Below are 24,117 nucleotides of genomic sequence, written 5' to 3' on the forward strand. Positions count from 1 at the left end.
GATGCAGGCCTTTTTGATCGCGTTGCAGTTTCTCAGCTGCCTGCCGGTGCGCCTGGCGGGCATGCCCAGCCCCGGCCAGATGGGCCGCTCGCTGCTGTACTACCCGCTGGTGGGGGCGCTGTTCGCCATCTTGTTGGTGGCCCTCGACCATTGGCTCGGCGCCGCGCCGCCGTTGCTGCACGCGGCGCTGTTGCTGGGGGCCTGGGTGTGGCTCAGTGGCGGCTTGCACCTGGACGGCCTGGCCGACAGCGCCGATGCCTGGGTGGGCGGTTTTGGCGACCGCGAGCGCACCCTGACGATCATGAAAGACCCGCGCAGCGGGCCGATGGCGGTGGTCACCCTGGTACTGGTGCTGCTGCTCAAGTTCTGCGCGCTGCTGGCCTTGCTTGGGCAGGGCCCGGCCTGGTGGCTGGTGCCGGTACTGGGGCGCGCCGCGCTGCTGGGGTTGTTCCTCAGCACCCCGTACGTGCGCGCCGGCGGGCTGGGCCAGGCCCTGGCCGACTACCTGCCGCGCCACACCGGCTGGGGGGTGCTGGGCGTGTGCATGCTGCTGGGGCTGTGGCTGTTGCCGTGGTTGCAACTGGCGGCGGGGGTGGCCATGTTCGCCTGGTTGCGTTGGCAGATGCTGCGCCGCCTCGGCGGTTGCACCGGGGACACCGCCGGCGCGCTGCTGGAACTCACCGAACTGGCGCTGCTGCTGGGCGGGGCCTTGCTGCTGGGCTGAATGCAAAACGCCCCCTCGGGGGAGGGGGCGTTTTGGCTGTAGCGGTGGGGCTTAGAACTTGTAGGTCAGCGAAGCACCCAGGCCGTGGGCGCTGTTTTTGTAGGTGGCGTTGTACACACCGCCGCCGGTGGGGTTGCTCACGCTCGGGATGCTCACGTCGTTGACCTTCACGTCTTCTTCCTTCAGGTAGGAATAGGCCACGTCGAAGGTCATGTTCGGCGTTGGGCTGTAACCGGCGCCCAGGCTGAAGATGCGGCGGTCACCCGAGGGGATGCGCGGCGAACGGTTGGTGTTGTTGGTCGGCGACTGGTCGACGGTCAAACCGGTGCGCAGCACCCACTGTGGAGTGAGCTTGTAGCTCACGCCCACGGCGTGGGCCCAGGTGTCGTGCCAGTTCTGTGCTTCGCTCACCGTACCCAGCGCACTGGAGTTCTCGACGTCGATCGACTTCAGGCGGCTCCAGCGGGTCCAGGTGCTGCCGGCGTACAGCGTCCAGCGGTCGGTCAGCTCGTGGGTGAAGGAGGCGTCCCACGACTCGGGGGTGTCGAGGCTCAGCGAGGCGTCGTATTTACCGGCGATCGGCAGCAGGGTGGTGAACAGCGGGCCACTGGCCTTGAGCTTGCCGTCGAGGTTGTAGCTGACCTTGGAGTGGTAGGTCAGGCCGACACGGGTTTTGTCGGTGGCTTGTACCAACAGGCCGATGTTGAAACCGTAGCCGGTGTCATCGCCCTTGACCTTCACCTCGCCATCGCCCACCAGCGGGCTCGGGCTGTGCACGTAGCGGCTCAGCTCACCGTCGATGCGGTTGATGGTGGGGCCGAAGCCGATCGACACCTTGTCATTGAAGGCGTAGCTCACGGTGGGCTGGAAGGTGATGACCTTCACCACGCTCTTGTTGGCGAAGTAGCGCCCGGCAAAGCCGGTTTCGTAGTCAGTGGACAGGCCGAAGGGTACGTACACGCCGAAACCGACCGTGAGGCGGTCATCGATGGGTTTGACGTAGTAGCCCATGGGCACGCCGACGAACGGGACCATGTCACCGTCGTTGCTGCCGCCGAAGGTGGCCTGGTGGCCGTTGATGTCCGATTTGGCATAAATCGCCGCCGCGCCGACCGTGAACTGCTCCTGTTTCAAACGCGACATGCCGGCCGGGTTCCCTGCCACGGTAGAGGCGTCTTCGGCGGACGACGAACGCCCGGCGAAGCCCAGGCCCATGCCGCTGATGCTTTGCTCGTTGATGGCAAAGCCGCTGGCGAAGAGCTGGGAGGAAGCGAGGGTGATGGCCAGGCCGAGGCCGGATTTGATCATGACATTTGTTTTCATTGTTGTTGTAACTCCATGGTGATCAACACGGGGCAAATTACCAACATTTTTCTACCTGCGCTATAGGGCTGTATCGGCGATGGTAGAGCGGTTTTGTAGGACAATCCAACGCTTTTGACGGCGTTGCCCGCTGTAGTTGGATCCTGCGCGTTCAGTCAAGTCCTTGTTCAGGTTCTGAAACAAAACAGCACAGCACTTCTGCGTGGCCTAGCAATGGGCAGGGCGGCAGAGGCAAATTCGGCGCCAAGGAGTGTGTGTCTAGTTTTGTCTGGGACGGGCAAAGGCGGGGCTATGGCGGGGCACTGAGGGTGCCAGCTGGTAACGGGCGTAATACGTCCCAGGCTAGGCGGAAAACATGCTGACACAAATCCTTTGCGACGCTCTCCATGCTGACCTCACCGTTGTACCGCTTTCAAGGTAGGTGGTCGGCGGGCCCAGCGCTGGCAGCAATGGATCGATCGGCCCGCCTTCAGAGCATGCGTTAACACACCCTACTTAAAGTGTAGTGTGAATAGCCGGGGGTAAAAGCCTGTTTTTAAAACATTACCGGCGCCAGGCGCCGGTTGTTATTCCCCATCGCGATGACGGGCCGCCGGCTCAGGCCAACAGGGCCTGGCGGGTGCGGTCGATCACGGCTTGCAGCGGCGCCGGGGTGGCGTACTGGTCAGGGTACAGGCGCTCGCTGCGGCGAACCACGCCGTGTTCGTTGACCAGGCTGAAGCTGAAGCTCTCGCCGCGGGCGGCGAAGATGACGCATTTGAGCGGGGCGAAGGCGCTGCTCAGGGTTTCAATGGCCCGGTGGGCTTGGTGGTTATGAGTCATGTTGTTGTGTTCCTGCATAAGACACGGATAAGAGCCGTGCGAGATCAAAACGTTCCAGTCACGCCGGCCACACGCTGGGCCGCACGGAGAACCTGCTGGAACAATAAGGCCTGCCTGTGACGCCCATGTGAATGTAATGGGGGCGTGGCCAGGTGGCAGTAGGTACTTGGGAAGCCAGGCAACGTAGCGGCATGGGTTCTGGCCGGTATACGAAGGTCCTGGGTCAACTCGCCCGTCGCGCGGGTGCCAGGTTGCAACCTGAGGCAGTGCGCGGGTAAGGCCGTAAAGGTCCGTTCAGGGCAGCGGGAAGAGGTATCGGGGATACCTTGAAGGCTGGAGGGGGACTTGCTCGGCCAAAAATTGAATTTCAGCTTGGTACTTACTGGGGGCGGACACTACAGCGTTGAGCTGGAACATGCAAGTGCCGCGCTGACAAGCGGTACGTCGATGTGCGCCTGGTTTATTCAGTGCTTATGCGAAATCGGTCACAAAAAAGCGCCATCTACCGGTGCAGCACTATTGCCTTCCTTTAGGGCGTTGTGCACAGCGTGCACCGAAGTGTCACATTTGGACACAGGCGTTTGGCGCTGCTCGGCCTACGCCGTTTCACCGGTTTAAGTCAATGAATAAACACGCTTTTTTTTGTTGGTGAAAAAATCGACAGTTTGTCTGTAAGCCCCATTCCATAAGCCTTTGCGGGATATTACTGGCCGTTGTCCACTAGGTTATCCACAGGTTCTGTGGATTGTAACCTGCAGGGCCTCTACTACCGGGCTTTGGGGGTTTTTCCTTTGCCAACAAGGCCTTCGCCCACGCAAACGGGCAAACCGCTCACAGCGCCCGAAGCTTGGCGCTGCGTAGCGGTTTCACGCCGTGCGCCGTTGCCCCTGGTAACGGTTCAGCAACGCGCGCAGGGCGCCGGGCTTCACGGGTTTGGCGAGGAAATCCAGGCCCGTGGCCTGTACCTGGGCGATGGTTTCCGGGCGGCCGTCGGCGCTGATCACCACCCCGGCGGTGGCCTCGCCTAGCCGCTCGCGCAGCCAGGCGACCAACTGCGGCCCGGTGTCGCCGGCATCCAGGTGGTAGTCCACCAGCAGCACCTGGGGCACGAAGCCCTCGGCCAGCAGCACCTCGCAGGCGGCGCGGCCGCTGGCCACGCGCACCTCACAGCCCCAGCGGCTGAGCAGGCTGTGCATGCCGATCAGGATGCTCTGCTCGTTGTCAACGCACAGCACCGCCAACCCCGCCAGGCTGCCCAGTGCTGGCGCCACCCGGGCAATCGGCGCGGTGCTGGCGCTGGCGAGCGGCACGCGCACGCTGAACACGCTGCCGTGGCCCACCCGCGAGCGCACCGCCAGCGGGTGGCCGAGCACCCGGCACAGGCCGTCGGCGATCGCCAGGCCCAGGCCCAGGCCTTTTTCGGCGCGGGTCTGGTGGCTGTCGAGGCGCTGGAACTCCTCGAAGATCACCTCGAGTTTGTCTGGGGCGATGCCCGGGCCGCGGTCCCACACCTGCAGTTCGAGCTCGCCGCCACGGCGGCGCACGCCCAGCAGGATCGGCCCCTGGGCATAACGAAAGGCGTTGGTAAGGAAGTTCTGCAGCACCCGCCGCAGCAGCTTGATGTCGCTGTCGATGCGCAGCGCGCTGCCGCGCAGGCGGAACTTCAGCCCCTGTTGCAGCGCCTGGGCGTGGCATTCGGCGCCAAGGGTGTCGTACAGCTCGGCCAGGGCGAACGGCTTGGGCTGGGCGAGGATGCGGCCGTTTTCCAGGCGCGAGATGTCGAGCAGGTCGCTGATCAATGCTTCGGCCGATTGCAGCGAGTGGTCCAGGTGTTCCACCAGTTGCCGCGCCTCGCCGGGCAGCTCCGCCGGTTGGTGGGCCAGCGCCGAGCAGAACAGCCGGGCGGCGTTCATCGGTTGCATCAGGTCGTGGCCAACGGCGGCCAGAAAGCGGCTTTTCGAGCGGTTCGCCGCCTCGGCGGTGCCTTTGGCGCTGCCCAGTGCCTGGTTCAGCGCGCTGAGCTCGGCGGTGCGCTCGGCCACCCGTTGCTCGAGGCTTTCGTTGGCGTTCTTCAGCGCGCGCTCCGCCTCGCGGAAAGCGGTGATGTCAGTGAAGCTCATCACGAAGCCGCCGCCGGGCATCGGGTTGCCGATCAGCTCGATCACCTGGCCATTGGGGAACACCCGCTCGGAGGTGTGCGCGCGGCCCTGGCGCATCCAGTGCAGGCGCCGCGCCACGTGCACCTCGGCCTCGCCCGGCCCGCAAAAACCGCGCTCGGCGTTGAAGCGAATAATGTCGGCGATCGGCCGGCCCACGGCGATCAGCCCGTCGGGGTAGTTGAACAGCTCGAGGTAACGGTGGTTCCAGGCCACCAGGTGCAGGTTCTGGTCGACCACGCTCACGCCCTGGTTGATGTTCTCGATCGCCCCTTGCAGCAGCGCGCGGTTGAACTGCAGCACCTCGCTGGCTTCATCGGCGATGCGCACCACGTCTTCGAGCTGCATGTCGCGGCCCTCGATGGCCGCCTTGACCACCGCGCGGGTCGACGAGCTGCCCAGCACCCCCGCCAGCAGCCGCTCGGTGTGGGCGATCCAGGTGTTGTCGGCGCGCTGGTTGGGGTTGAACGCCTTGCCCTGGGCCTCGGCGAACTGGTTGAAGCTGGCGTGGGCGCGGGCCTCGCCGACGAAGCGCCCGGCCAGTTGCAGCAGGTCGCCGAGTTGCACCGCCAGTTGGCCGCGCCCGCCAGGGTTGAGGGCGCCGCCCTGGCCGACGAAGCGCCCGGCTTGCCAGTGCTCGGCCACCCGCGTGCGCGACCACACAGACACCCATATAAACAGTGCGAAGTTGCCGGCGAACGACAGCGCCACGCCTTGGGTCAGCGGCGAGGCCGGCAGGTGCAGCGGGTTGGCGTGCAGCCAGGCCAGCCCTGGGAAGGTGCTCAGTGGCAGGCCCAGGCCGTGGGCCGCCACCGGCAGCACCAGGGTGTAGAACCAGATGAACACCCCTGCCGCCAGGCCAGCGAACACCCCCTGGCGGTTGGCCTGCTTCCAGTACAGCGCGCCGAGCATCGCCGGCGCCAGTTGGGTCACCGCGGCAAAGGCGATCTGGCCGATGGTCGCCAGGCTGGCGGTCGAGCCCAGCAGCCGGTAGCTGACGTAGGCCAGCAGGAGGATCACCACGATGCTCACCCGGCGCACGCTGAGCATCCAGTGGCGGAACACCTCGAACGGCCGCTCGGCGCGCTGGCGGCGCAGCAGCCAGGGCAGCAGGATGTCGTTGGAGACCATGGTCGACAGCGCCACGCTGGCGACGATCACCATGCCGGTGGCGGCCGAGGCGCCGCCGATGAACGCCAGCAGCGCCAGCGCCGGGTGCGCCTCGGCCAGCGGCAGGCTGATCACGAACGAATCGGGGATCACCGAGGCCGGCAGGTGCAGTTGCCCGGCCAGGGCGATGGGGATCACGAACAGCCCGGCCAGCGCCAGGTAGGCCGGGAACACCCAGCGCGCCAGGCGCAGGTCGGCCGGCTGGGTGTTCTCCACCACGATCACATGAAACTGCCGCGGCAGGCAGATGATCGCCATCATCGCCACCGCGCTCTGCACCAGCAGCGCCGGCCAGTTCACGGTCTCCTGCCAGTAGGCCTGCAGCGGTTCGGCGACCCGCGCCTGGCGCAGCAGGTCGTCGAAGCCGTCGTACAGCCCATAGGTGACGAACACCCCCACCGCCATGAACGCCAGCAGCTTGACCAGCGACTCGAAGGCAATCGCCAGCACCATGCCGCGGTGGTGCTCAGTGACGTCCAGGCTGCGGGTGCCGAACATGATGGTGAACAGCGCCAGCGCCAGGGAGATCACCAGCGCGGCGTCTTGCACGCGGCTGCCGGTGGCGTCGGCGCCGGCGCCGATCAGCAGGTTCACGCCGAGCACGATGCCCTTGAGCTGCAGGGCGATGTAGGGCAGCACGCCGATCAGGCAGATGAGCGTGACCACCACCGCCAGGCTTTGCGATTTACCGTAGCGGGCGGCGATGAAGTCGGCGATCGAAGTGATGTTTTCCTGTTTGCTGATCAGCACCATCTTCTGCAGCACCCAAGGCGCGCAGAGCATCAGCAGGATCGGCCCCAGGTAGATGGGCAGGAACGCCCAGAGTTGCTCGGCGGCCTGGCCGACCGCGCCGAAGAACGTCCAACTGGTGCAGTACACCGCCAGCGACAGGCTATACACCCAGGCCCGCAGCCGCGGCGGCAGCGGCGTGCGGCGGCGGTCGCCCCAGGTCGCGATGGCGAACATGATGGCCATGTAGGCCAGGGCGACGACGGCGATCAGGCCGCTGGACAGCGTCATGGGGGCAGGCTCCGCGCACACTCAAGGCGCGATGGTAACACCCCCCGGGGTGGCGCTGAACAAGCCGTCTACCCCGGCCATGCGCCATTGGTCCCGGCCGCTGTGCTTGGCCATGTACAGCGCGGCGTCGGCGGCCTTGAGCATGCCGCTGGCGCTGCTTGGGTGGCGCCCCGGCGCGCAGCAGAACACCCCGGCGCTGGCGGTCACCTGGCCGCCGGGGTGGTCAGCGTGGGGGATGCCCAGCGCGCGAATGTTCTGCAGGATCGCCTCGGCCACCTGGCAGGCGCCGGGCCCACCGGTGGCCGGCAGCAGCACGGTCATCTCCTCGCCGCCATAGCGCACCGCGAGGTCCGCCGGGCGGCGCAGCGCGGCGCGGATCGCCCCGGCCACCTCGCGCAGGCAGGCGTCGCCGGCGGGGTGGCCGTAGCGGTCGTTGAAGCGCTTGAAGTGGTCGATGTCGAGCATGATCAACGCCAGCGAGGTGCCTTCGCGCTGGGCCCGGGCGATCTCCTCGGGCAAGCGCTGGTCGAGGCGGCGGCGGTTGCCCAGGCCGGTCAGGCTGTCTTGCAGGGCCATTTCCTCGAGCGCCAGGTGCGCGGCGCGCAGTTGGTCTTCGGTGTGCTGGCGCCCACGCAATTCGCGCAACAACCCGGCGCCGAGCAGCAACAGCCCCAGCAGCAGGGTGCCGACCACCGCCAGCGAGCGCAGCAGGTCGCGGTACCAGGGCCGCAGAATGGTGTCGCGGGACATCCCCGCGTCGACGATCAGCGGGTAGCCGTTGAGGCTGCGGTAGCTGTACAGCCGTTCCACCCCATCGATCTGCGAGCGCACCTCGGCCACGCCTTCGTCGGCCTGGCTCAGGTACTGGCTGAACAGCGCGCTGGTGGAGAGGTTGGTGCCGATCAGCTTGGTGTCGAACGGCCGCCGCGCCAGCAGGGTGCCGTCACGCAGGGCGAGCAGGAACACGCTGCGGTCATCGACCTTGAACGCGGCATAGTAATCAAGGAAGTACTGCACGCTCAGGGTGCCGAGAAACACCCCGGCGAAGCTGCCGTCGGGGTTGTTCAAGCGGCGCGACACCGGGATCACCAGCTCGCCGGTGGAGCGGCTGGCGATCACCGCGCCGATGTGCACGCTCAGCTCCGGGTGGGTGCGGTGGTAAATGAAGTATTCGCGGTCGGCGTTGTTGGCGTTCGGCGGGATGCGGTCCTGGCTGGTGACCAGCCACTGGCCGTCGGCGCCGTACACGAACAGCCCGGCCAGTTGCGGCATGATCTTCACCTGCTGCTTGAGCAGCTCATGCAGGCGCGGCACGTTCATGTGCGCCAGGCCATCGCCCTGGATGCGCTCGATGATCCCGGCGGTCAGGCCGTCGACTTCGCGGATGGCGTCTTCGGCGTGCTGGCGGGTGGCGCGGGTGAGGTTGGTCACGGTGATCTGCGCCAACTCGTAGGCGCGGTGGTAGTCACGCCACAGCCGCCAGCTCTCCAGGCTGAGGATCACCAGCACCACCAGCGCGACGAAGGCAAACGCCAGGCGCAGGGTGTCGAACGGCCGGCGGGCCGTGTCGATCCCGGCGATCGGGTGTGCTTGGCGAAGGGTGCGGAACAACTGCACGGGTGGTTACCTGGGAGGGCTGTGGTGCTCAGGGTATCGGCCATTGGGGCGGGAGCTTGAGGGCCCTCCGCCCGGCCTCGCCAGCCTCCCGCCATATTTTTTTAAACCACTGATTTACCAGGCAATAAACATCCTGTGGGAGGCCGGCTGTGCCGTAATGCTGTTCACTTAAGCAACTTCATGGCCTCGTGGAGGGCATGAACATGTGAGCTCTGCTGATTTTGTGCATGAGCTTCAGGGCCTATCGCCCGGCACAGCCGGAGTGCCGGACCACGGCCTCCCACTGGATTTGTATAAGTCCTTGATTGACGAGGCAATACAGAACCCGTGGGAGGCCGGCTGTGCCGGGCGAAGGGCCGGTCAGGTCATGCGCTCGGTAAAATCATCGGGAGAAATCGGGGCTTTTGACCCTCAATTAGCGCCCTGATTGCTTAAGTGAACCGCATGACGGCGAGAGGCCCTCGAACCCTAGTCAAAACGCCACAGACGTTTGCACATACACCGTACGCGGCTCACCCACGTACTTGCCCTTGTTGTTGTCGTCGAACGAGCGGGTGAAGTACTCGCGGTTGAACAGGTTCTTTACCCCCACCGCCACGTTCAGATCGTTCAGCCCCGGGCCGAAGTCATAGCCGGCGCGGCTGTTCCACAGCATGTAGCCGGGGATGCGCCCGGTGCTGCCGTCGGCGCTCTCGGCTTCGGTGTTGGCGTTGTCGGCGTATTGCGCGCTCTGGAAGCTGCCATCGAGGTCGAGTTTCCAGCGCCCGCTGGTGTAGTTCACCCCCAAGGTGCCCTTGTGCCGCGACGAGAACGGCACCCGGTTGCCCTGGTTGGGGCCTTCTTCGCGGATGGTTGCGTCGACCAACGCGTAGCTGGCGTAGGCCTGTACCCCGGCCAGTGCCGGGTTCAGCGCTTCCAGCGCATAGCGCAGGCTGGCCTCTAGGCCCTGGTGGCGGGTTTTGCCGCGGGCAATGATGGTGTCGTTGGTCTGGTTGCTGTCGTACTGGTTGTCGAAGTTGATCACGAAGGCGCCCAGCTCAGCCTGCAGGTCGCCGTTGTCGTAGCGGGTGCCGGCTTCCCAGGTGCGGGCTTTTTCCGGTTTCACCTCGCCGCTGTTCACCCGGTTGGGCATCTGGCTGTACTGCACGCTGCCGAACGAGCCCTCGGTGTTGGCGTAGAGGTTCCAGGTTTCGCTGAGCCGGTACAGCACGTTCAACGCCGGTAGCGCGGTGGTGTAATCCCCTTGGTAGTCCACCTGGGTCAGGTTGTTGTTTTGCCGTGAGTCGATCAACTCGTAGCGGATGCCCGGGGTGAGGGTCCAGCGGCCGATGTCGATGCGGTCGTCGATATAGAACGCATGGGCCTCGGTGTAGCCGCGGGTATCGCGGTCGCGCAGGCTGCTGGTGCTGGGGTAGAGGTTGCTGGCGGTGCTTTCGCGAAAGCGCTGCTCGTGGCCGGCCTCGTTGATGTAGCGGTAGCCCAGGCTCACCTCGTGCTGGGTCTCGGCCAGGGCGAAGCCTTGCGAGAAGCGCGTTTCCAGCCCGCGTACCCAGTATTCCCGGGGCGACAGCGAGAGGAAGCTGCCCTGGTCGAGGTAGCCGCTGCGCAGGGTGTGGGTGAAGAAACTGTTGACGGTGAATTCGCGGTCGTCCTGGTGGTACCGGTAGCCGGCATTGACCAGCGTGCGGCGGCCCCAGAAGCGGTCTTTCTGGCGGGTAGACTGGTAAGGGTCGGCCTTGTAGGCCGCGGCCGTCAGCCCGCCGGGCATGTCGGCTTCGCCGTCGTAGTACTGCGCTTCGGCATTGAAGCTGTTGGCGTCGTCCAGGGCATAGTTGCCCTTGAGGATCAGGTCGTCGATGCGCGTGTCGCTGTGCTCGCGCCAATCGCCGCCGCGGGTGCCGGAGTACAGCAGCGCCCCGCCCAGGCCGTTGGCGTTGGTGCCACCGGCCAGCAGGTTGGCGGTGTGCTTGAAGCCGTCCTGGCTGGAGGAGGGCGACAGCTCAGTCTGGTAGCCGCCTTTCAGCGTCGCCTGCTGGGGGATGGCGCGGGTCACGAAGTTGACGATGCCGCCCACGTTCTGGGGGCCATAGCGCACCGCGCCGCCGCCGCGCACCACATCGACCGCGTCGAGGTTGCCCAGGCTGACCGGCGCCAGCGACAACTGCGGCTGGCCATAGGGCGCAAAGGGCAGCGGGATGCCGTCCATCAGCACTGTCGAGCGGGTCGCCAGGCGCGGGTTGAGGCCGCGGATGCCGAAGTTCATCGCCAGGTCGTGGCTGCCGGTGCCGTTGTTTTCCGGCGCGTTGACCCCCGGAATGCGCCCCAGCACCTCGCGCACCGTGGCGGCGCCGCTGCGCTCGAAGGCCTCGCGGCGCACTACATCACGGGCGCCGGGGTGGTCGAACACGTTTACCTCGTCGGCTTCGCCGAGCCAGTCGCCGATCACCGCCACGGTGCCCAGTTGCAGCGGCGCGCCGGCGGCCTGCGCGGCGGCGGCCGGGCGTGGCTGCAGGCTGTAGGCGCCATTACCCTCGGCGCGGGCTTCCAGGCCACTGCCGGCCAGCAGCGCGGCCAGCGCCGCCTCCACGCTGTAGGTGCCTTCCAGGCCAGCGCTGTTGAGCTCAGCAGTGGCCTGCGAGCCAAACGAGATCAGCACATTGGCTTCGCGGCCAAACTGGTTCAGGGCTGCTTCCAGTGGCATCGGCGCGATGTGGTAATTGCGCGGGGCCGGGGTTTCAGCGTGGGCGGCAAGGGCGGTGAGCAGGCCGGTGCCGAGGGCCAGGCCGCGCAGGGTGTTGAAGGGAGCACGCATGCAGGTGAATTCCAGAGACGGTTAAGGGTGGGTTCACCGGGCTTGTCACGCGAGGGTTGGAAAACAGCTCAGGATGATTGAAAAATGTTTGCGGCCCTTGGCCTGCCTCAGGCCGCCACCACCCGCGCCCAAAAGCGCGTCACCCGCTGCACCCTGACCGGCAGCGCGCTGGGCAGCAGGTCGAGAATGCGCTCGGTATCGCCCAGCGGGTAACTGCCCGACAACAGCAGGCGCGCCACCGCGGGGTCACACTGCAGGTGGCCACGGCGGTACCGGCCCAGCTCACCGAGAAACTCCGCCAGCGGCATGTGCGCGGCGATCAGCATGCCGTCGCGCCAGGCGCTGGCGTTCGGGTCCAGCGGGCGCGGCGCCAGTGCCTGCGCCTCGGTGAACTCCAGTTGGCGCCCGGCTTCCAGCCACAGCGGCGCGCCGGCCCAGCTTTTTGGCAGCACTTGGGCGCGGCCGCTGAACAGCGATACGCGCGTTCGCCCGCCCAGCAAGCGCACGTCGGCGCGGGCCTGGTCAAGTAGTAGTGCCCCTTGCGCGGTGGCCAGCCGCAACGGTTGCGCGGCCGCGGCACAGGTGATGAACGCCTCGCCCTCCAGCAAGCGCACCAGGCGCTCACCGCCGGCAAAGTGCGCGTCGGCACAAGAGCCGCTGTTCAGCTCGAGCTGGCTGTGGTCCGGCAGCGCCCAGCGGCGGCGTTCGCCCAGGCCGCTGCGGTAGTCGGCCAGCAGCGGGGTGAAGCTGCCCTGGCGTTCCAGCAGCACCCCGGCGCCGCCGGCCATGGCCAGCACCAGCAGGGTTTTCAGCGCGCGCCGGCGTGCCGGCGCGGTGGGCAGGCCCACGGTGGCATGGGCCAGCGGCGGCGCCAGCCCGCCCAGGTGCTGGTTGACCTGGTCGATGTGCGCCCACGCCCGCGCGTGCTCCGGGCTGGCCGCCAGCCATGCCTGCCATTGGCGGCGCTGTTCATCGGCCAGGGGCCCACCTTGCAGTTCCAGCCACCAGTGCACCGCTTGTTCGGCCACCGGCCGGGCCACCGATGCCGCGCGTAGGGCGCCGTTCATAGCGCGAAGTAGCAGCGCATTGCCGCTTTGTGCAGGTGGCGCTTCACCGTGGCGAGCGAAATACCCAGCTCCAGGGCGATCGCCGCCTGGCTCAGGCCATCGACCTGGGCCAGTAAAAAGGCGCGCTTGGCGGTGGGCGCCAGGCCACTGAGCAGCTCATCCAGCGCGACCAGGGTTTCCCACAAAATCGCCCGTTCCTCTTCACTTGGCGCCAGGGCTTCTGGCAGCAGCGCCAGGCTGGCCAGGTAGGCCCGCTCGAGGTCCTGGCGGCGGTAGTGGTTGAACAGCACGCGCTTGGCCAGGGTGGTGAGGAACGCCCGCGGCTCGTTGATCGGCGTGGCCTGGCGCGCCGAAAGCAGGCGCATGAAGGTGTCGTGGGTCAGGTCCGCGGCGCGTTCGTCACAGCCCAGCCGGCGCCGCAGCCAGGTAGCCAGCCAGTGGCGATGGTCGGTATAGAGGCGCTCGACCTGCGCGGTAGGGTAGGGGCTGGGCACGGGGAGGGCCTGCAGAATTGAATGCGTTTGAAAATGTTTCGCATTCTAAGCTGAAGGTTTTGTCAGGTGCAATCCGCTGGCGTCAGGCGCAGGGCTCGCCGAGCACCCGTTTTTTGCAGTGCAGCAGCGCGTCACGAACCATGAAGTTCACCAGCGTGGGAGACACCCCCAGCTCGGCGGCGATGTCTTTTTGCTGCTTGCCGTGCACCCGGTACATCACGAACGCGTAGCGGGTGCGCGTGGGCAGTTGCGCCAGGGCGTGGTCGACGCTACCCAGGGTTTGCCGGTCGGCGTTGATGGTTTCGGGCGTGGCCAGTTGCGGCGCGCGGTTGAGGTCCTGCTCATCGCACACCACGTATTTGCGTTCCATTGCCTGCTTACGGTAGTGGTCGATCGCCAGGTTGCGGACGATGCGAAACACGTAGCCGAGCAAGGCATTGCCGGGCAGCGCCTCGGCGCTCATGGCCGATACCCTGAGGAAGGCGTCCTGCACCACGTCTTCGGCGCGGCTGTGGCAGCCGGTGATGCTCGCCGCGGTCTTGACCAGCCCGGCCCGGTTCGAAATCAGGGTTTGCAGAAGAGGGGCGAGGCCCGCGGTGCCTGTGTCCTGCATGGCGATACCTGTGCGGCGGAGGGTAAACGAAGGGTGACGGCGTCCATGGCCTGCCATCACCTTAGGGCTGGATGATTATGATTGTCAAATGAGAATCTATTTTATTAAGGCGCTGCTGGGCTTGCCGCGCGCCAACCGCCGCTGCCGCTGGGCTAAACTCAGGCCACCGTTCCGTTAACGATGCAGGTGCTTATGGATTGCCGCCCGTGGTTGTTTGCCGTGTTTACCCTCGCGCTGGCCAGCGGGGCCCAGGCCAGCATGCGTTGCGGCACCGAGTTGATCGACGAAGGCGACCCCATCGGCACGGTGCAGGGCAAATGCGGCGCGCCGCCCTACCAGCACACCGAATACCCCCAGCCGCGCACCTACATGGCCCCCGGCGCCAATGCTGTGACCGTGACCTGGTGGGTTTACGGCCCCGATAACGGCGCTTACCGGTATTTGCGGTTCATCGAGGGTAAGTTGGTGGAGATCCGCACGTCTCGCCAGGCGCCGCGCTAGGGTAACCGGCCCGTTACCGGGGCTTTCTGAGGCGTTGTGGCAGGCCGGCTAAGCCGTAATGCTGTTCACTTAAGCCATTTCACGGCTTTACGGAAGAGATCAATCTGTGAGCTCTGCTGACTTTGTGCATGAGCTTCAGGGCCCATCGCCCGGCACAGCCGGCCTCCCACCAGTTCTGTGTTGCCCCGTAAATCAAGTACTTACACACATCTGGTGGGAGGCCGTGGTCCGGCACTCCGGCTGTGCCGGGCGATGGGCCAGTCAGGTCATGCGCTCAGTAAAACCATTTGAAGAAATCAGGGCTTTTTAACCCCGATTTAGCGCTCTGATTGATTAAGTGAACAGCATTACGGCTAAGCCGGGCTTAGGGCCCTTGGGCTCAAACAACCGATTGCTTGACCCAGGCCAGTGAAGGCCTGCGCCGCCAGTACTTATTTAAATAATTCAGAATATTGCCTTGGGCACTTTTGCGGCGCTAGAAATAATTTGTATTAAAGTTGCCCGCAATTAAGTGGATGTTCAGAACTTTCCTTCAAGAAAAATATTCTTCCGCGCGTTCAGTCTCAGAAAATAGGGAGTGATTGCCGGTTTATTCCGCAGACTTTTCTGACATGGCCATTGGGAACCATTGCCCTTGGCTTTCAGTTGAAGTTAGTTTCTTTGCGCTTGGCCGGCACCGCTGTCGCCGGCCAACAGCGGGGGCTAGCCCACGCTTCGAGCCGTTTTGCAGCATTTTCAGCGGCACCCTTGCGAAAGTGCCTACAGAGGCCGCGCTCAGGCCGCCTGAAACTACCCACCGCCCAGTTTCGCCTGGGCACTGAGTGGTTCCCTTTTGAACTAGCCCCCGCTTCGGCGCCTGGGGCTCTGGAGACGTTATGGCCGCAAAAAGCTTTCAACATGAAGTGCCCAAGGCACGCGTGAACATCACCCTCGACCTGCACACCGGCGGCGCCAGCCGCAAGGTCGAGTTGCCGCTGAAGTTGATGCTGCTCGGCGACTACAGCAACGGCCGCGAACAGGCGCCGTTGTCGGCGCGCAACAAGGTCGGCATCGATAAGAACAACTTCGACAGCGTACTGGGCGAGTTCTCGCCGCGGCTCAAGCTGGCCGTGCCCAACACCCTCGCGCCCGACCTGGGCGAGCTGGCCGCGGACCTTCGCTTCGACCAGCTCAAGGACTTCGAGCCCGAGCAGGTGGCCCGGCAGATCCCGCAACTGCGCGCGCTGCTGGCGATGCGCAATCTGCTGCGCGACCTCAAATCCAACCTGCTCGACAACGCCACCTTCCGCCATGAGCTCGAACGCATCCTCAAAGACCCGGCCCTGAGCGCCGGGCTGCACGCCGAGCTGGCCGCGCTGGCGCCGCGCTGACCCTTCCCCCACTGCCTTTAGGACACTTCCCATGCCCATGGAACACGACACCGCGCCGGCTGCCGGCAGCCCTTCGGCCGCCGCTGGCCACAGCGTTTACGCCAACCTGTTCGAAAAAATCAACCTGAGCCCGGTGCAGGGCATTGGCCCGATCGACGCCTTCCAGAACGATGAAACCCTCGCCGAAGCCTCTGCCGACGAGCGCGTGACCGCGGCGGTCAGCGTGCTGCTCGGCCGCCTCAAACAGTCGGCGCGGCAGGTCGAGCGGCTTGACCGGCGCCTGCTCGACGAGCACATCGCCGCCCTCGACGAGCAGATCAGCCAGCAGCTCGACGCGGTGATGCACCACCCCGACTTCCAGCGCGTCGAAGCCACCTGGCGCGGCGTGAAGGGCCTGGTCGAGCAGACGGACTTCCGCCAGAACGTGCGCCTGGAATTGCTCGACGTGAGCAAGGAACACCTGGTGCAGGACTTCGAAGACGCCCCGGAAATCGCCCAGAGCGGCCTTTATCAACACACCTATACCCAGGAGTACGACACCCCCGGCGGCGAGCCGATCGCCGCGGCGATTTCCAACTACGAGTTCGGCCGTGGCGCACAGGACATCGCCCTGTTGCGCAACCTGTCGAAGGTCGCCGCGGCCGCGCACATGCCCTTTATCGGCGCGGTGGGGCCGGCGTTCTTCGGCAAGCAGACGATGGAAGAAGTGGCCGCCATCAAGGACATCGGCAACTATTTCGACCGTGCCGAATACCTGAAGTGGAAGGCCTTTCGCGACAGCGACGATGCCCGTTACATCGGCCTCACCTTGCCGCGGGTGCTCGGCCGCCTGCCCTATGGGCCTGACACCGTGCCGGTGCGCAGCTTCAACTACGTGGAGAACGTCAAGGGCCCGGACCACGGCAAATACCTGTGGACCAACGCCGCCTTCGCCTTCGCCGCGAACATGGTCAAGAGCTTCGTCAGCAACGGCTGGTGCGTGCAGATCCGCGGCCCCCAGGCCGGCGGCGCGGTCACCGACCTGCCGATCCACCTGTACGACCTGGGCACCGGCAACCAGGTGAAGATCCCCTCCGAGGTGATGATCCCGGAAACCCGCGAATTCGAGTTCGCCAACCTCGGGCTGATCCCGCTCTCGTACTACAAGAACCGCGACTACGCGTGTTTCTTCTCCGCCAACTCGGCGCAAAAGCCAGCGCTGTACGACAGCCCCGATGCCACCGCCAACAGCCGCATCAACGCGCGCCTGCCCTACGTGCTACTGCTCTCGCGCATCGCCCATTACCTCAAGCTGATCCAGCGCGAAAACATCGGCACCACCAAGGACCGCCGCGTGCTCGAGATGGAGCTGAACAAGTGGATCGGCGGGCTGGTGACCGAAATGACCGACCCCAGCGATGACCTGCAAGCCTCGCACCCGCTGCGCGAAGCCAAGGTGAGCGTCGAGGACATCGAAGACAACCCCGGGTTCTTCCGCGTGCGCCTGTACGCGGTGCCGCACTTCCAGGTCGAGGGGATGGACGTGAACCTCTCGCTGGTCTCGCAAATGCCCAAGGCCAAGGCCTGATCGCCCAGGAGCGCAACGATGAGAATCGATCGCCCGCTCTGGGCCGAAGGCATCCACCTGGCGCCACAGCACCTGCAGCAGCAGGCGCGGGTGGCCGCCTGGGCCACCGAATGCGTCGCGCGCCTGGCGCACCTGCACCCCTGGGGGGTGCAGGCCGCCGAGTTCGACCCCGAGGCGCTCAAGCTCGGCACGCTCAAGGCCGAGCACCTGTGCGTGCGGCTGGCCGATGGCAGCCTGCTCGACACCGCCCGCACCGACCCACTGCCGCCGGCCATGGCCCTGGCCGGCCTGGCCGAAGACAGCGCCGAGGTGCTGCTGGCGCTGCCGCTGGAGCACGCCAACGGCGGCAATTGCCAGTTGCAGGGGCAAACGCCGCCGCTGCCCACCCGTTACCGCCAGGCCTGGAAGCCGGTGCAAGACCTCTACGGCGAGAACACCGTAGACATGGCCGTACTCGAACCGCAGCTGACCCTGCGCCTGGCCGGCGGCGCCAACGCCGACTACCTGACCTGCCCGGTCGCCCGGGTGATCCGCGACGGCCACGGCGCTTGGGCGCTGGACCCGACCTTCGTGCCGCCGCTGCTGAGCTTCGCCGCCCACCCGGGGCTGTGCCAGCAACTGGGGCACCTGCTCAACCAGTTGCAGGCCAAGCGCGAGCGGCTGATGGGCCTGCGCCGCGAGAGCAACCAGCGCATGGCCGACTTCGCCGTGGCCGACGTGTCGCTGTTCTGGTTGCTCAACGCGCTGAACACCTATCAGCCGATCCTCGCCGGCCTGCTCGCGCAACCGCAGCGCCACCCGGAAGCGGTGTACCAGGAAATGGCCAAGCTCGCCGGCAGCCTGCTGACCTTCTCGCTGGAGCATGACCTGGGCGCCATCCCGCCCTACGACCACGCCCGGCCGCAGGCGGTGTTCCCGCCGCTGATGGGGTTGCTCTCGAACCTGCTCGAAGCCAGCCTGCCGTCGCGGGTGGTGGCGCTGGAGCTGGCGCGGGCCCAGCCGCACCGCTGGCAGGCGCGCCTGGAAGACCCGCGCCTGCGCGAGCCGGGTGGGCTCGACCTGTACCTCTCGGTGCGCTCGGCGTTGCCGCTGGCGCAGGTGCAGCAGCAGGTGCCGGTGCTGTGCAAGGTGGCCGCCCCCGACGACCTCGACCGCCTGGTGAACTCCGCCCTCGACGGCGTGCCGCTGATGCCCCTGGCCTACGTGCCGGCGGCGCTGCCGTTGCGCCTCGAACACCAGTACTTCCACCTCAAGCTCGACACCCCCCAGGGCCATGCCCTGGTGGCCGCCGGCGGCTGCGCGATCTACGTGCCCAGCCGGCTCGCCGAGGCCCAACTTGAACTGTTCGCGGTGTTACGCACATGAGCGCGGTGACCCTCTGCAACAGCCTCGACCACGTGATGCAACCCACCTACCTGCTGCTGGTGCAACTGCGCGTGGGCGCCCAGGTCAGCGATGTGGGCGTGCTGCGCAAGCAATGCGAAGCCGCCGCTGAGGCGCTGCCGGGCGCCTTGCGCGCGGCCGGGCTGACCCCGCTGAGCGCGGCCCGGGTGCAGTTGGCGCAGTGCGCGCTGCTCGACGAAGCCTTGCTCCACAGCATGCCGGAAGCCGACCGCCACGCCTGGGCCGGGGAGCTGCTGCAGGCGAAGTTTCTCGGCCACCACCAGGCCGGCGAGGCGTTGCTCGAAGCCATGCACGCGGCGCTTGCCGAGCCGGCGCCAGACGCCCGCGTACTGGGTGTGTTCCACCGCGTGCTGCTGCTGGGCTTCAAGGGCCGCTTCGACCGCGAGGACGCCCCCGAACGCCTGCAACTGCTGGCCGCGCTGGAGGCCCATGGCGGGCCGCTGGACAGCGACCTGGCGCTGCCGGTGGCGGCGCCCGCCGGGCTGCGCCGTGCCCGCGCACGGCTGGGGATGTTCGGCCATGGGTTGCTGGCCTGCGCATTGCTGGCCGGCGCCTGGTGGCTGTGCGACGCCCAGTTGGGCCACGCGTTGGCGGCGCTGCAACCGCCACAGGCGCTGCCATGAGCGTGCGCTTGGTGCGTGCCTTGTGGCTGTGGTGTGGCGCCCTGGCCCTGGGCTGGCTGGCGCTGCTCCCCGAGCCTGGCGCCTGGGTTGGCCGGCGGCGGCGCTGGTGCTGGCCGCGCTGGCCGTGGGCTGGCGCCACGCCGGGCAGCCACGGCGGCAGGCCGTTGCAGCGTTGCCGGGCTTGCCACCGGTGGACTACCACCTGCCGGTGGTGCTGCTCTGCGGCGGGGGTTTTGCCCCCGGCGTGCACCTGCGCCGGCACGCCTGCTACCTCGCCGTGGCCGAGGCCGAGGCACTGCCCGCCGCCACCGCCCAAGTGCTCGCGCAACGCCCCCACTGGGGCGGGCGCCTGAGCGCGGTGCTGGTGCTGCAGCCCGACACCTTCAGCGATGCCGACGCCTTGGCGGTGGCCCTGCGCGCCTGGCGCTACCAACTGGCGCGGGCGCGCCAGCAGGGCGCGGCATTGCCTTGGCTGCTGGCCAGCTACCTGCCGGGCGGGGAGGGCGAACAGCCATGGTTCAGCGGCCAGGGCGGCGCCCTGCAGGTGCACGAAGCCGGCAGCACGCTGCCGTTGGCCCGTTGGCAACGCCAAGGCGCTGGGCGCGCCGAGCAGGTGCAGCGGCTGCAGCGCGCGGTGCAACTGCTGGGGTTGATCGAGGGCCTGCGCGGCGATGGCGTGCCGATGCTCGCCGGCACCGGCGAAGGCGCGGGCAGCTGCCTGCCGTTGGCCTGGGCCGCCACCTGGGTGCCCGGCCTCGAAGGGCCCAGCGCCGGCAGCCTGTGGCAGCGCTGGCTCACCGGCGGCGCGCCGCTGGCACTGCCTAAGGCTGCCGCCGGCCCGGCCGGCCTGCCGTTTCCGGACCCGCTGCTGGCGCTGTTGCCGGCGCCGCGCAACCACGCGCCGCGGCGCCGGGCCGGGTTGATCGCGCTGTGGGCCTTCACCGCCGCGGCGCTGCTCAGCCTGGCCAGCGCCGCCTGGCACAACCTGCGGATGGCCGGCCGCTTGAGCGACCAGGTGCACGCCTACCTGGCGCTGCCGCCAGGGCCCGAGCGCGAAGCCGCCGGCGCTGCGCTGGCGGGCTGGGCCGCGCGCCTCGACCACCACCGCCGCCATGGCCCGCCGCCCGGGCTGGGCTTCGGCTTTTACTGCGGCGAAACCCTGCGGCCCTGGTTGCTGCTGCCGCCGGCCACGGTGCCGCCGGCGGTGGCGCCGGCACCACAAGCGCTGAGCCTGAACAGCCTGTCGCGGTTCAACAGCGGCAGCGCCCAACTCAAGGCCGAAGCCACCCCGGTGCTGGTCAACGCGCTGATGCAGATCCAGGCGCAACCCGGCGCGCTGGTGGTGATCGCCGGCCACACCGACGCCCGCGGCGATGCCCAGCGCAACCTGGCGCTGTCGTTCGCCCGGGCGCGGGCGGTGCGCGACTGGCTGCAGCAAACAGGCGGGCTGCAGGGCAACTGCTTTGCCGTGCAGGGCTTTGGCGCCAGCCAACCCTTGCACCCCAACGACAGTGAACACGGGCGCGCCGGCAACCGGCGCGTCGATATCCGCCTGGTGCCGAACGCAGGGGCCTGCGCGCCCGCCGCCACGGCGCCGGGCATTACCGAGCAGCCGCAAGGTGCGGCTGCGCAATCTTGAGAGAGGCGTTTTATATGGCTATTCCGATGTACCTGTGGCTGCAAGACGACGGCGGTGCCGAGATCAAAGGCTCGGTCGATGTACAAGGCCGTGAAGGCAGCATTGAGGTTGTGGCCCATCAGCACTGTGTCTACATCCCCACCGACAACAGCACCGGCAAGCTCACCGGCACCCGCGTGCACAACGCGTTCGAGTTCACCAAGGAGGTCGATGCCAGTACCCCCTACCTGTACAAGGCGGCGACCACCGGGCAAACGCTCAAGCGCGCCGAGTTCAAGTTCTACCGCATCAACGACGGCGGCCAGGAGGTGGAGTACTACAACATCACGCTGGACAACGTGAAGGTGGTGAAGGTCGCCCCACTGATGCACAACGTGAAAGACCCCGCCAAGGAGAAGTTCAACCACCTGGAGCAGCTTGAGCTGCGCTACGAAACCATCACCTGGAAGTACCTCGACGGCAACGTGCAGCACGCCGACGCCTGGAACACCCGCGAAACCGCGGCCTGATCCTCCCCACGCGAGCCCCCGCCCGCCGGGGGCTCGTTCCCACCCGAACGAGAACAAGGAACACCGACCATGGCCGCGCCATCCTCCGCCCACCTGCTTCGCCGCCTGAACCCCTATTGCGCCCAGGCGCTGAGCGCGGCGGCCTCGCTGTGCCAGCAGCGCGGCCATGCCCAGATTTGCGTCGAGCACTGGCTGCTCAAGTTGCTCGAGGCCGGCAGCGGCGACCTGCCGTTGATCGCCCGCCGTTACGAGTGGGACCAGGAGGCCCTCTGGCAGGGCCTGCTCGCCCACCTCGACAGCCTGCCGCGCAGCGTGCAGGCCAAGCCGCAGCTGTGCGGCAAGCTGCAAACCCTGATCCAGCAAGCGTGGCTGAAGGCCTCGCTGGCCGAAGACCACGACCGCCTGCGCTCGCTGCACGTACTCAGCGCCCTGGCGGCCGCCCCCGAACTGCTCAGTTGCGAAGCCGCCTGGCCGTTGCTCAGCCTGGGAGGCGCGCAACTGCAGGCCCTGCACGGCGCCCTCGCCGAGCACTCCTGCGAAGCCGCCGAGGCGCTGCCCGCCGAGGTGCTGGGCGCTGAGGTGCTCGGCGAGACCAGCGTGGAGGCCGCCGGCGCCAGCGTGCTCGACCTCTACACCCACGACCTGGTCGGCAAGGCCCGCGCCGGGCTGATCGACCCGGTGTTCGGCCGCGATGACGAAATCCGCCAGGTGATCGACATCCTCAGCCGCCGGCGCAAGAACAACCCGATCCTGGTCGGCGAACCTGGCGTGGGCAAAACCGCCCTGGCCGAGGGCCTGGCCCTGCGCATCGCTGAAGGCAACGTGCCGCGCAGCCTGCAAAACACCGGCCTGCGCAGCCTCGACCTGGGCCTGCTGCAAGCCGGCGCCGGGGTCAAGGGCGAGTTCGAACAGCGCCTCAAACGGGTAATCGACGCCGTGCAGCAAGCCGCGCCGCCGGTGCTGTTGTTTATCGACGAAGCCCACACCCTGATCGGCGCTGGCAACCCCGCTGGCGCCGGCGATGCCGCCAACCTGCTCAAGCCGGCCCTGGCGCGCGGCGAGCTGCGCACGTTGGCCGCCACCACCTGGAGCGAGTACAGACAGTATTTCGAACGCGACGCCGCGCTGGAGCGGCGCTTCCAGTTAGTGAAAGTGGCCGAGCCCGACGCCGCCGGCGCCTGCCTGATGCTGCGTGGCCTCAAGCAGCGCTACGCCAGCCACCACGGCGTGCACGTCGAAGACGCCGCCGTACAGGCCGCGGTCAACCTGTCGCAGCGCTACCTCAGCGGCCGGCAACTGCCCGACAAAGCCGTCGACCTGCTCGACACCGCCTGCGCCCGGGTGCGCATGGCGCTGGACTGCGAGCCCCAGGCGCTGGTGACCCTCAAGGCCCGCCAGGCCGCCCTGGCGGTGGAATGCTCGGCGCTGGAGGCCGACCGCGAACGCGGCCACCGGCACACCTGCGAACGCCTCGGCGAGATCGACCGCGAGCAAGCCCTGCTGCACCGCCAGGTGCTCGACCTGCAGCGCCGCCACCACGTAGAGCTGGAACTGCTGCTGCCGCTGTTGGCCGCGCGCCAGGCCGGCAAGTTCGACGAAGCCGAACTGCTGCGCCAACAGTTGGCCCGCCACCAGGGTGGGCGGCCGCTGCTGAACATCGACGTCAACCCGCGCAGCGTCGCCGAAGTGGTCGCCGACTGGACCGGCATCCCCCTCGGCAGCCTGCTCAAAAGCGAACAGGCCAACCTGCTCGAACTCGAAGCCCGCCTCGGCGAACGGGTGATCGGCCAGCCCGGCGCGCTCAGCGCCCTGGCCAAGCGCTTGCGCGCGGCCAAGGCCGGGGTGGCCAGCGAGCACACCCCGCTGGGGGTGTTCCTGCTGGTCGGCAGCAGCGGCGTGGGCAAGACCGAAACCGCCCACGCCCTCGCCGACGTGCTGTTCGGCGGCGCGCAGGCGTTGGTCAGCATCAACCTCAGCGAGTACCAGGAAGCCCATAGCGTCAGCCAACTCAAAGGCTCGCCGCCGGGCTACGTGGGCTACGGCCGCGGCGGCGTGCTCACTGAAGCGGTACGCCAACGCCCCTACAGTGTGGTGCTGCTCGACGAAGTGGAAAAAGCCCACCACGACGTGCTCGAACTGTTCTACCAAGTGTTCGACCGCGGCTGGATGCGCGACGGCGAAGGTCGCGACATCGACTTTCGCAACACGGTCATCCTGATGACCTCCAACCTCGGCAGCGACGCCTTGCTCAGCCGCCTCGCCGAGCACCCCGAAACCCCCGGCCTGCCACTGTTCGAGGTGCTCCACCCAACCCTGCGCCGGCACTTCCAGCCGGCGCTGCTGGCGCGCTTCCAAACCCTGATCTACCGCCCGCTGGGCGCCAGCGCCCTGCAGCGCATCGTCGAGCTGAAGCTGGCCACTCTTGCCACCCGCCTGCACCGCCATTACGGCCTCGCCTCGACCTTCCACCCCAGCCTCAGCGAAGGCCTGGCCGCCGCCTGCCTCGACCCCGACAGCGGCGCCCGCCACCTCGGCAGCCTGCTGGACCAACAGGTACTGCCGGCGCTGGCCGAGCAACTGCTGCGGCGCCAAGCGCTGGGGCGGCGGGCGAGCGAGGTGGCGCTGCGTTACTGCGAGGCGCAGGGGGTGGTGTTGGAGTTTGTTGATGCCGAGGAGGGCGCCTGAG

Annotated in this window: 17 protein-coding genes; 9 read left to right on the forward strand and 8 right to left on the reverse strand. The window is 67.2% G+C overall.

Annotation, left to right across the window (positions count from 1 at the left end):
* Position 1 precedes the first annotated feature (1 nt).
* A complete protein-coding gene (locus ACFZCE_RS24180; RefSeq protein ID WP_390943074.1) occupies positions 2-724 on the forward strand; it encodes an adenosylcobinamide-GDP ribazoletransferase in 723 nt (240 codons plus the stop codon).
* A gap of 51 nt (positions 725-775) precedes the next feature.
* Here ACFZCE_RS24180 and ACFZCE_RS24185 read toward each other — a convergent pair whose 3' ends face one another.
* The 8 genes from ACFZCE_RS24185 to ACFZCE_RS24220 all read right to left on the reverse strand — a co-directional run bounded on the left by ACFZCE_RS24185 (position 776) and on the right by ACFZCE_RS24220 (position 13,818).
* Positions 776-2,047 carry an outer membrane protein transport protein gene (locus tag ACFZCE_RS24185; protein WP_390943075.1) on the reverse strand — a complete coding sequence of 424 codons (1,272 nt, stop codon included), beginning with the start codon at positions 2,045-2,047 and terminating at the stop codon, positions 776-778.
* 597 nt (positions 2,048-2,644) lie between these two features.
* The gene (locus ACFZCE_RS24190) at positions 2,645-2,869 is read right to left on the reverse strand and encodes a hypothetical protein (RefSeq protein WP_390943076.1); all 225 of its coding nucleotides are present in this window, start codon (positions 2,867-2,869) and stop codon (positions 2,645-2,647) included.
* An 866-nt stretch (positions 2,870-3,735) separates the two neighbouring features.
* The gene (locus tag ACFZCE_RS24195) at positions 3,736-7,215 is read right to left on the reverse strand and encodes a PAS-domain containing protein (protein WP_390943077.1); all 3,480 of its coding nucleotides are present in this window, start codon (positions 7,213-7,215) and stop codon (positions 3,736-3,738) included.
* 21 nt (positions 7,216-7,236) lie between these two features.
* On the reverse strand, positions 7,237-8,832 hold the full coding sequence (locus tag ACFZCE_RS24200; protein WP_390943078.1) for a diguanylate cyclase: 1,596 nt from the start codon (positions 8,830-8,832) through the stop codon (positions 7,237-7,239).
* 472 nt (positions 8,833-9,304) lie between these two features.
* Entirely contained in the window at positions 9,305-11,644 is a 2,340-nt protein-coding gene (fecA, locus tag ACFZCE_RS24205; protein WP_390943079.1) for a TonB-dependent Fe(3+) dicitrate receptor FecA, read from the reverse strand.
* Between the two features lie 107 nt (positions 11,645-11,751).
* Positions 11,752-12,711, reverse strand: coding sequence for a DUF4880 domain-containing protein (locus ACFZCE_RS24210; protein ID WP_390943080.1), 960 nt, complete (start codon positions 12,709-12,711; stop codon positions 11,752-11,754).
* Positions 12,708-13,205 (reverse strand): sigma-70 family RNA polymerase sigma factor, encoded by a 498-nt coding sequence (locus tag ACFZCE_RS24215; protein ID WP_390943081.1) that lies wholly within the window; start codon positions 13,203-13,205, stop codon positions 12,708-12,710. Before ACFZCE_RS24215 ends, ACFZCE_RS24210 begins: the two co-directional genes overlap by 4 nt.
* A gap of 82 nt (positions 13,206-13,287) precedes the next feature.
* On the reverse strand, positions 13,288-13,818 hold the full coding sequence (locus ACFZCE_RS24220; protein ID WP_390943082.1) for an RNA polymerase factor sigma-70: 531 nt from the start codon (positions 13,816-13,818) through the stop codon (positions 13,288-13,290).
* A 192-nt stretch (positions 13,819-14,010) separates the two neighbouring features.
* Here ACFZCE_RS24220 and ACFZCE_RS24225 point away from each other — a divergent pair, with 192 nt between their 5' ends.
* From ACFZCE_RS24225 to tssH, 8 genes are all read left to right on the forward strand, one after another.
* Positions 14,011-14,319, forward strand: coding sequence for a DUF2845 domain-containing protein (locus tag ACFZCE_RS24225; protein ID WP_390943083.1), 309 nt, complete (start codon positions 14,011-14,013; stop codon positions 14,317-14,319).
* 875 nt (positions 14,320-15,194) lie between these two features.
* Positions 15,195-15,689 carry a type VI secretion system contractile sheath small subunit gene (tssB, locus tag ACFZCE_RS24230; protein WP_390943084.1) on the forward strand — a complete coding sequence of 165 codons (495 nt, stop codon included), beginning with the start codon at positions 15,195-15,197 and terminating at the stop codon, positions 15,687-15,689.
* 31 nt (positions 15,690-15,720) lie between these two features.
* Positions 15,721-17,256: a type VI secretion system contractile sheath large subunit gene (gene tssC / locus ACFZCE_RS24235; RefSeq protein WP_390943085.1), complete on the forward strand. Its 1,536-nt coding sequence runs from the start codon at positions 15,721-15,723 to the stop codon at positions 17,254-17,256.
* Between the two features lie 18 nt (positions 17,257-17,274).
* Positions 17,275-18,621, forward strand: coding sequence for a type VI secretion system baseplate subunit TssK (tssK, locus tag ACFZCE_RS24240; protein WP_390943086.1), 1,347 nt, complete (start codon positions 17,275-17,277; stop codon positions 18,619-18,621).
* Positions 18,618-19,283 (forward strand): DotU/TssL family secretion system protein, encoded by a 666-nt coding sequence (locus tag ACFZCE_RS24245; protein WP_390943087.1) that lies wholly within the window; start codon positions 18,618-18,620, stop codon positions 19,281-19,283. Before tssK ends, ACFZCE_RS24245 begins: the two co-directional genes overlap by 4 nt.
* A 22-nt stretch (positions 19,284-19,305) precedes the next feature.
* Positions 19,306-20,922: an OmpA family protein gene (locus tag ACFZCE_RS24250; protein WP_390943088.1), complete on the forward strand. Its 1,617-nt coding sequence runs from the start codon at positions 19,306-19,308 to the stop codon at positions 20,920-20,922.
* 14 nt (positions 20,923-20,936) lie between these two features.
* Positions 20,937-21,431: a type VI secretion system tube protein TssD gene (locus tag ACFZCE_RS24255; protein ID WP_390943089.1), complete on the forward strand. Its 495-nt coding sequence runs from the start codon at positions 20,937-20,939 to the stop codon at positions 21,429-21,431.
* 69 nt (positions 21,432-21,500) lie between these two features.
* A complete protein-coding gene (gene tssH, locus ACFZCE_RS24260) occupies positions 21,501-24,116 on the forward strand; it encodes a type VI secretion system ATPase TssH (protein WP_390943090.1) in 2,616 nt (871 codons plus the stop codon).
* Position 24,117 lies beyond the last annotated feature (1 nt).

This window comes from Pseudomonas sp. NPDC007930 (genome assembly GCF_042958985.1).
Classification (GTDB): Bacteria; Pseudomonadota; Gammaproteobacteria; order Pseudomonadales; family Pseudomonadaceae; genus Aquipseudomonas.

Coding starts and splice junctions, on each gene's coding strand:
- ACFZCE_RS24180 (WP_390943074.1), top strand. CDS start 2: ATGCAGGCCTTTTTGATCGCGTTGCAGTTTCTCAGCTGCCTGCCGGTG.
- ACFZCE_RS24185 (WP_390943075.1), bottom strand. CDS start 2,047: ATGAAAACAAATGTCATGATCAAATCCGGCCTCGGCCTGGCCATCACC.
- ACFZCE_RS24190 (WP_390943076.1), bottom strand. CDS start 2,869: ATGACTCATAACCACCAAGCCCACCGGGCCATTGAAACCCTGAGCAGC.
- ACFZCE_RS24195 (WP_390943077.1), bottom strand. CDS start 7,215: ATGACGCTGTCCAGCGGCCTGATCGCCGTCGTCGCCCTGGCCTACATG.
- fecA (WP_390943079.1), bottom strand. CDS start 11,644: ATGCGTGCTCCCTTCAACACCCTGCGCGGCCTGGCCCTCGGCACCGGC.
- ACFZCE_RS24210 (WP_390943080.1), bottom strand. CDS start 12,711: ATGAACGGCGCCCTACGCGCGGCATCGGTGGCCCGGCCGGTGGCCGAA.
- ACFZCE_RS24220 (WP_390943082.1), bottom strand. CDS start 13,818: ATGCAGGACACAGGCACCGCGGGCCTCGCCCCTCTTCTGCAAACCCTG.
- ACFZCE_RS24225 (WP_390943083.1), top strand. CDS start 14,011: ATGGATTGCCGCCCGTGGTTGTTTGCCGTGTTTACCCTCGCGCTGGCC.
- tssB (WP_390943084.1), top strand. CDS start 15,195: ATGGCCGCAAAAAGCTTTCAACATGAAGTGCCCAAGGCACGCGTGAAC.
- tssC (WP_390943085.1), top strand. CDS start 15,721: ATGCCCATGGAACACGACACCGCGCCGGCTGCCGGCAGCCCTTCGGCC.
- tssK (WP_390943086.1), top strand. CDS start 17,275: ATGAGAATCGATCGCCCGCTCTGGGCCGAAGGCATCCACCTGGCGCCA.
- ACFZCE_RS24245 (WP_390943087.1), top strand. CDS start 18,618: ATGAGCGCGGTGACCCTCTGCAACAGCCTCGACCACGTGATGCAACCC.
- ACFZCE_RS24255 (WP_390943089.1), top strand. CDS start 20,937: ATGGCTATTCCGATGTACCTGTGGCTGCAAGACGACGGCGGTGCCGAG.
- tssH (WP_390943090.1), top strand. CDS start 21,501: ATGGCCGCGCCATCCTCCGCCCACCTGCTTCGCCGCCTGAACCCCTAT.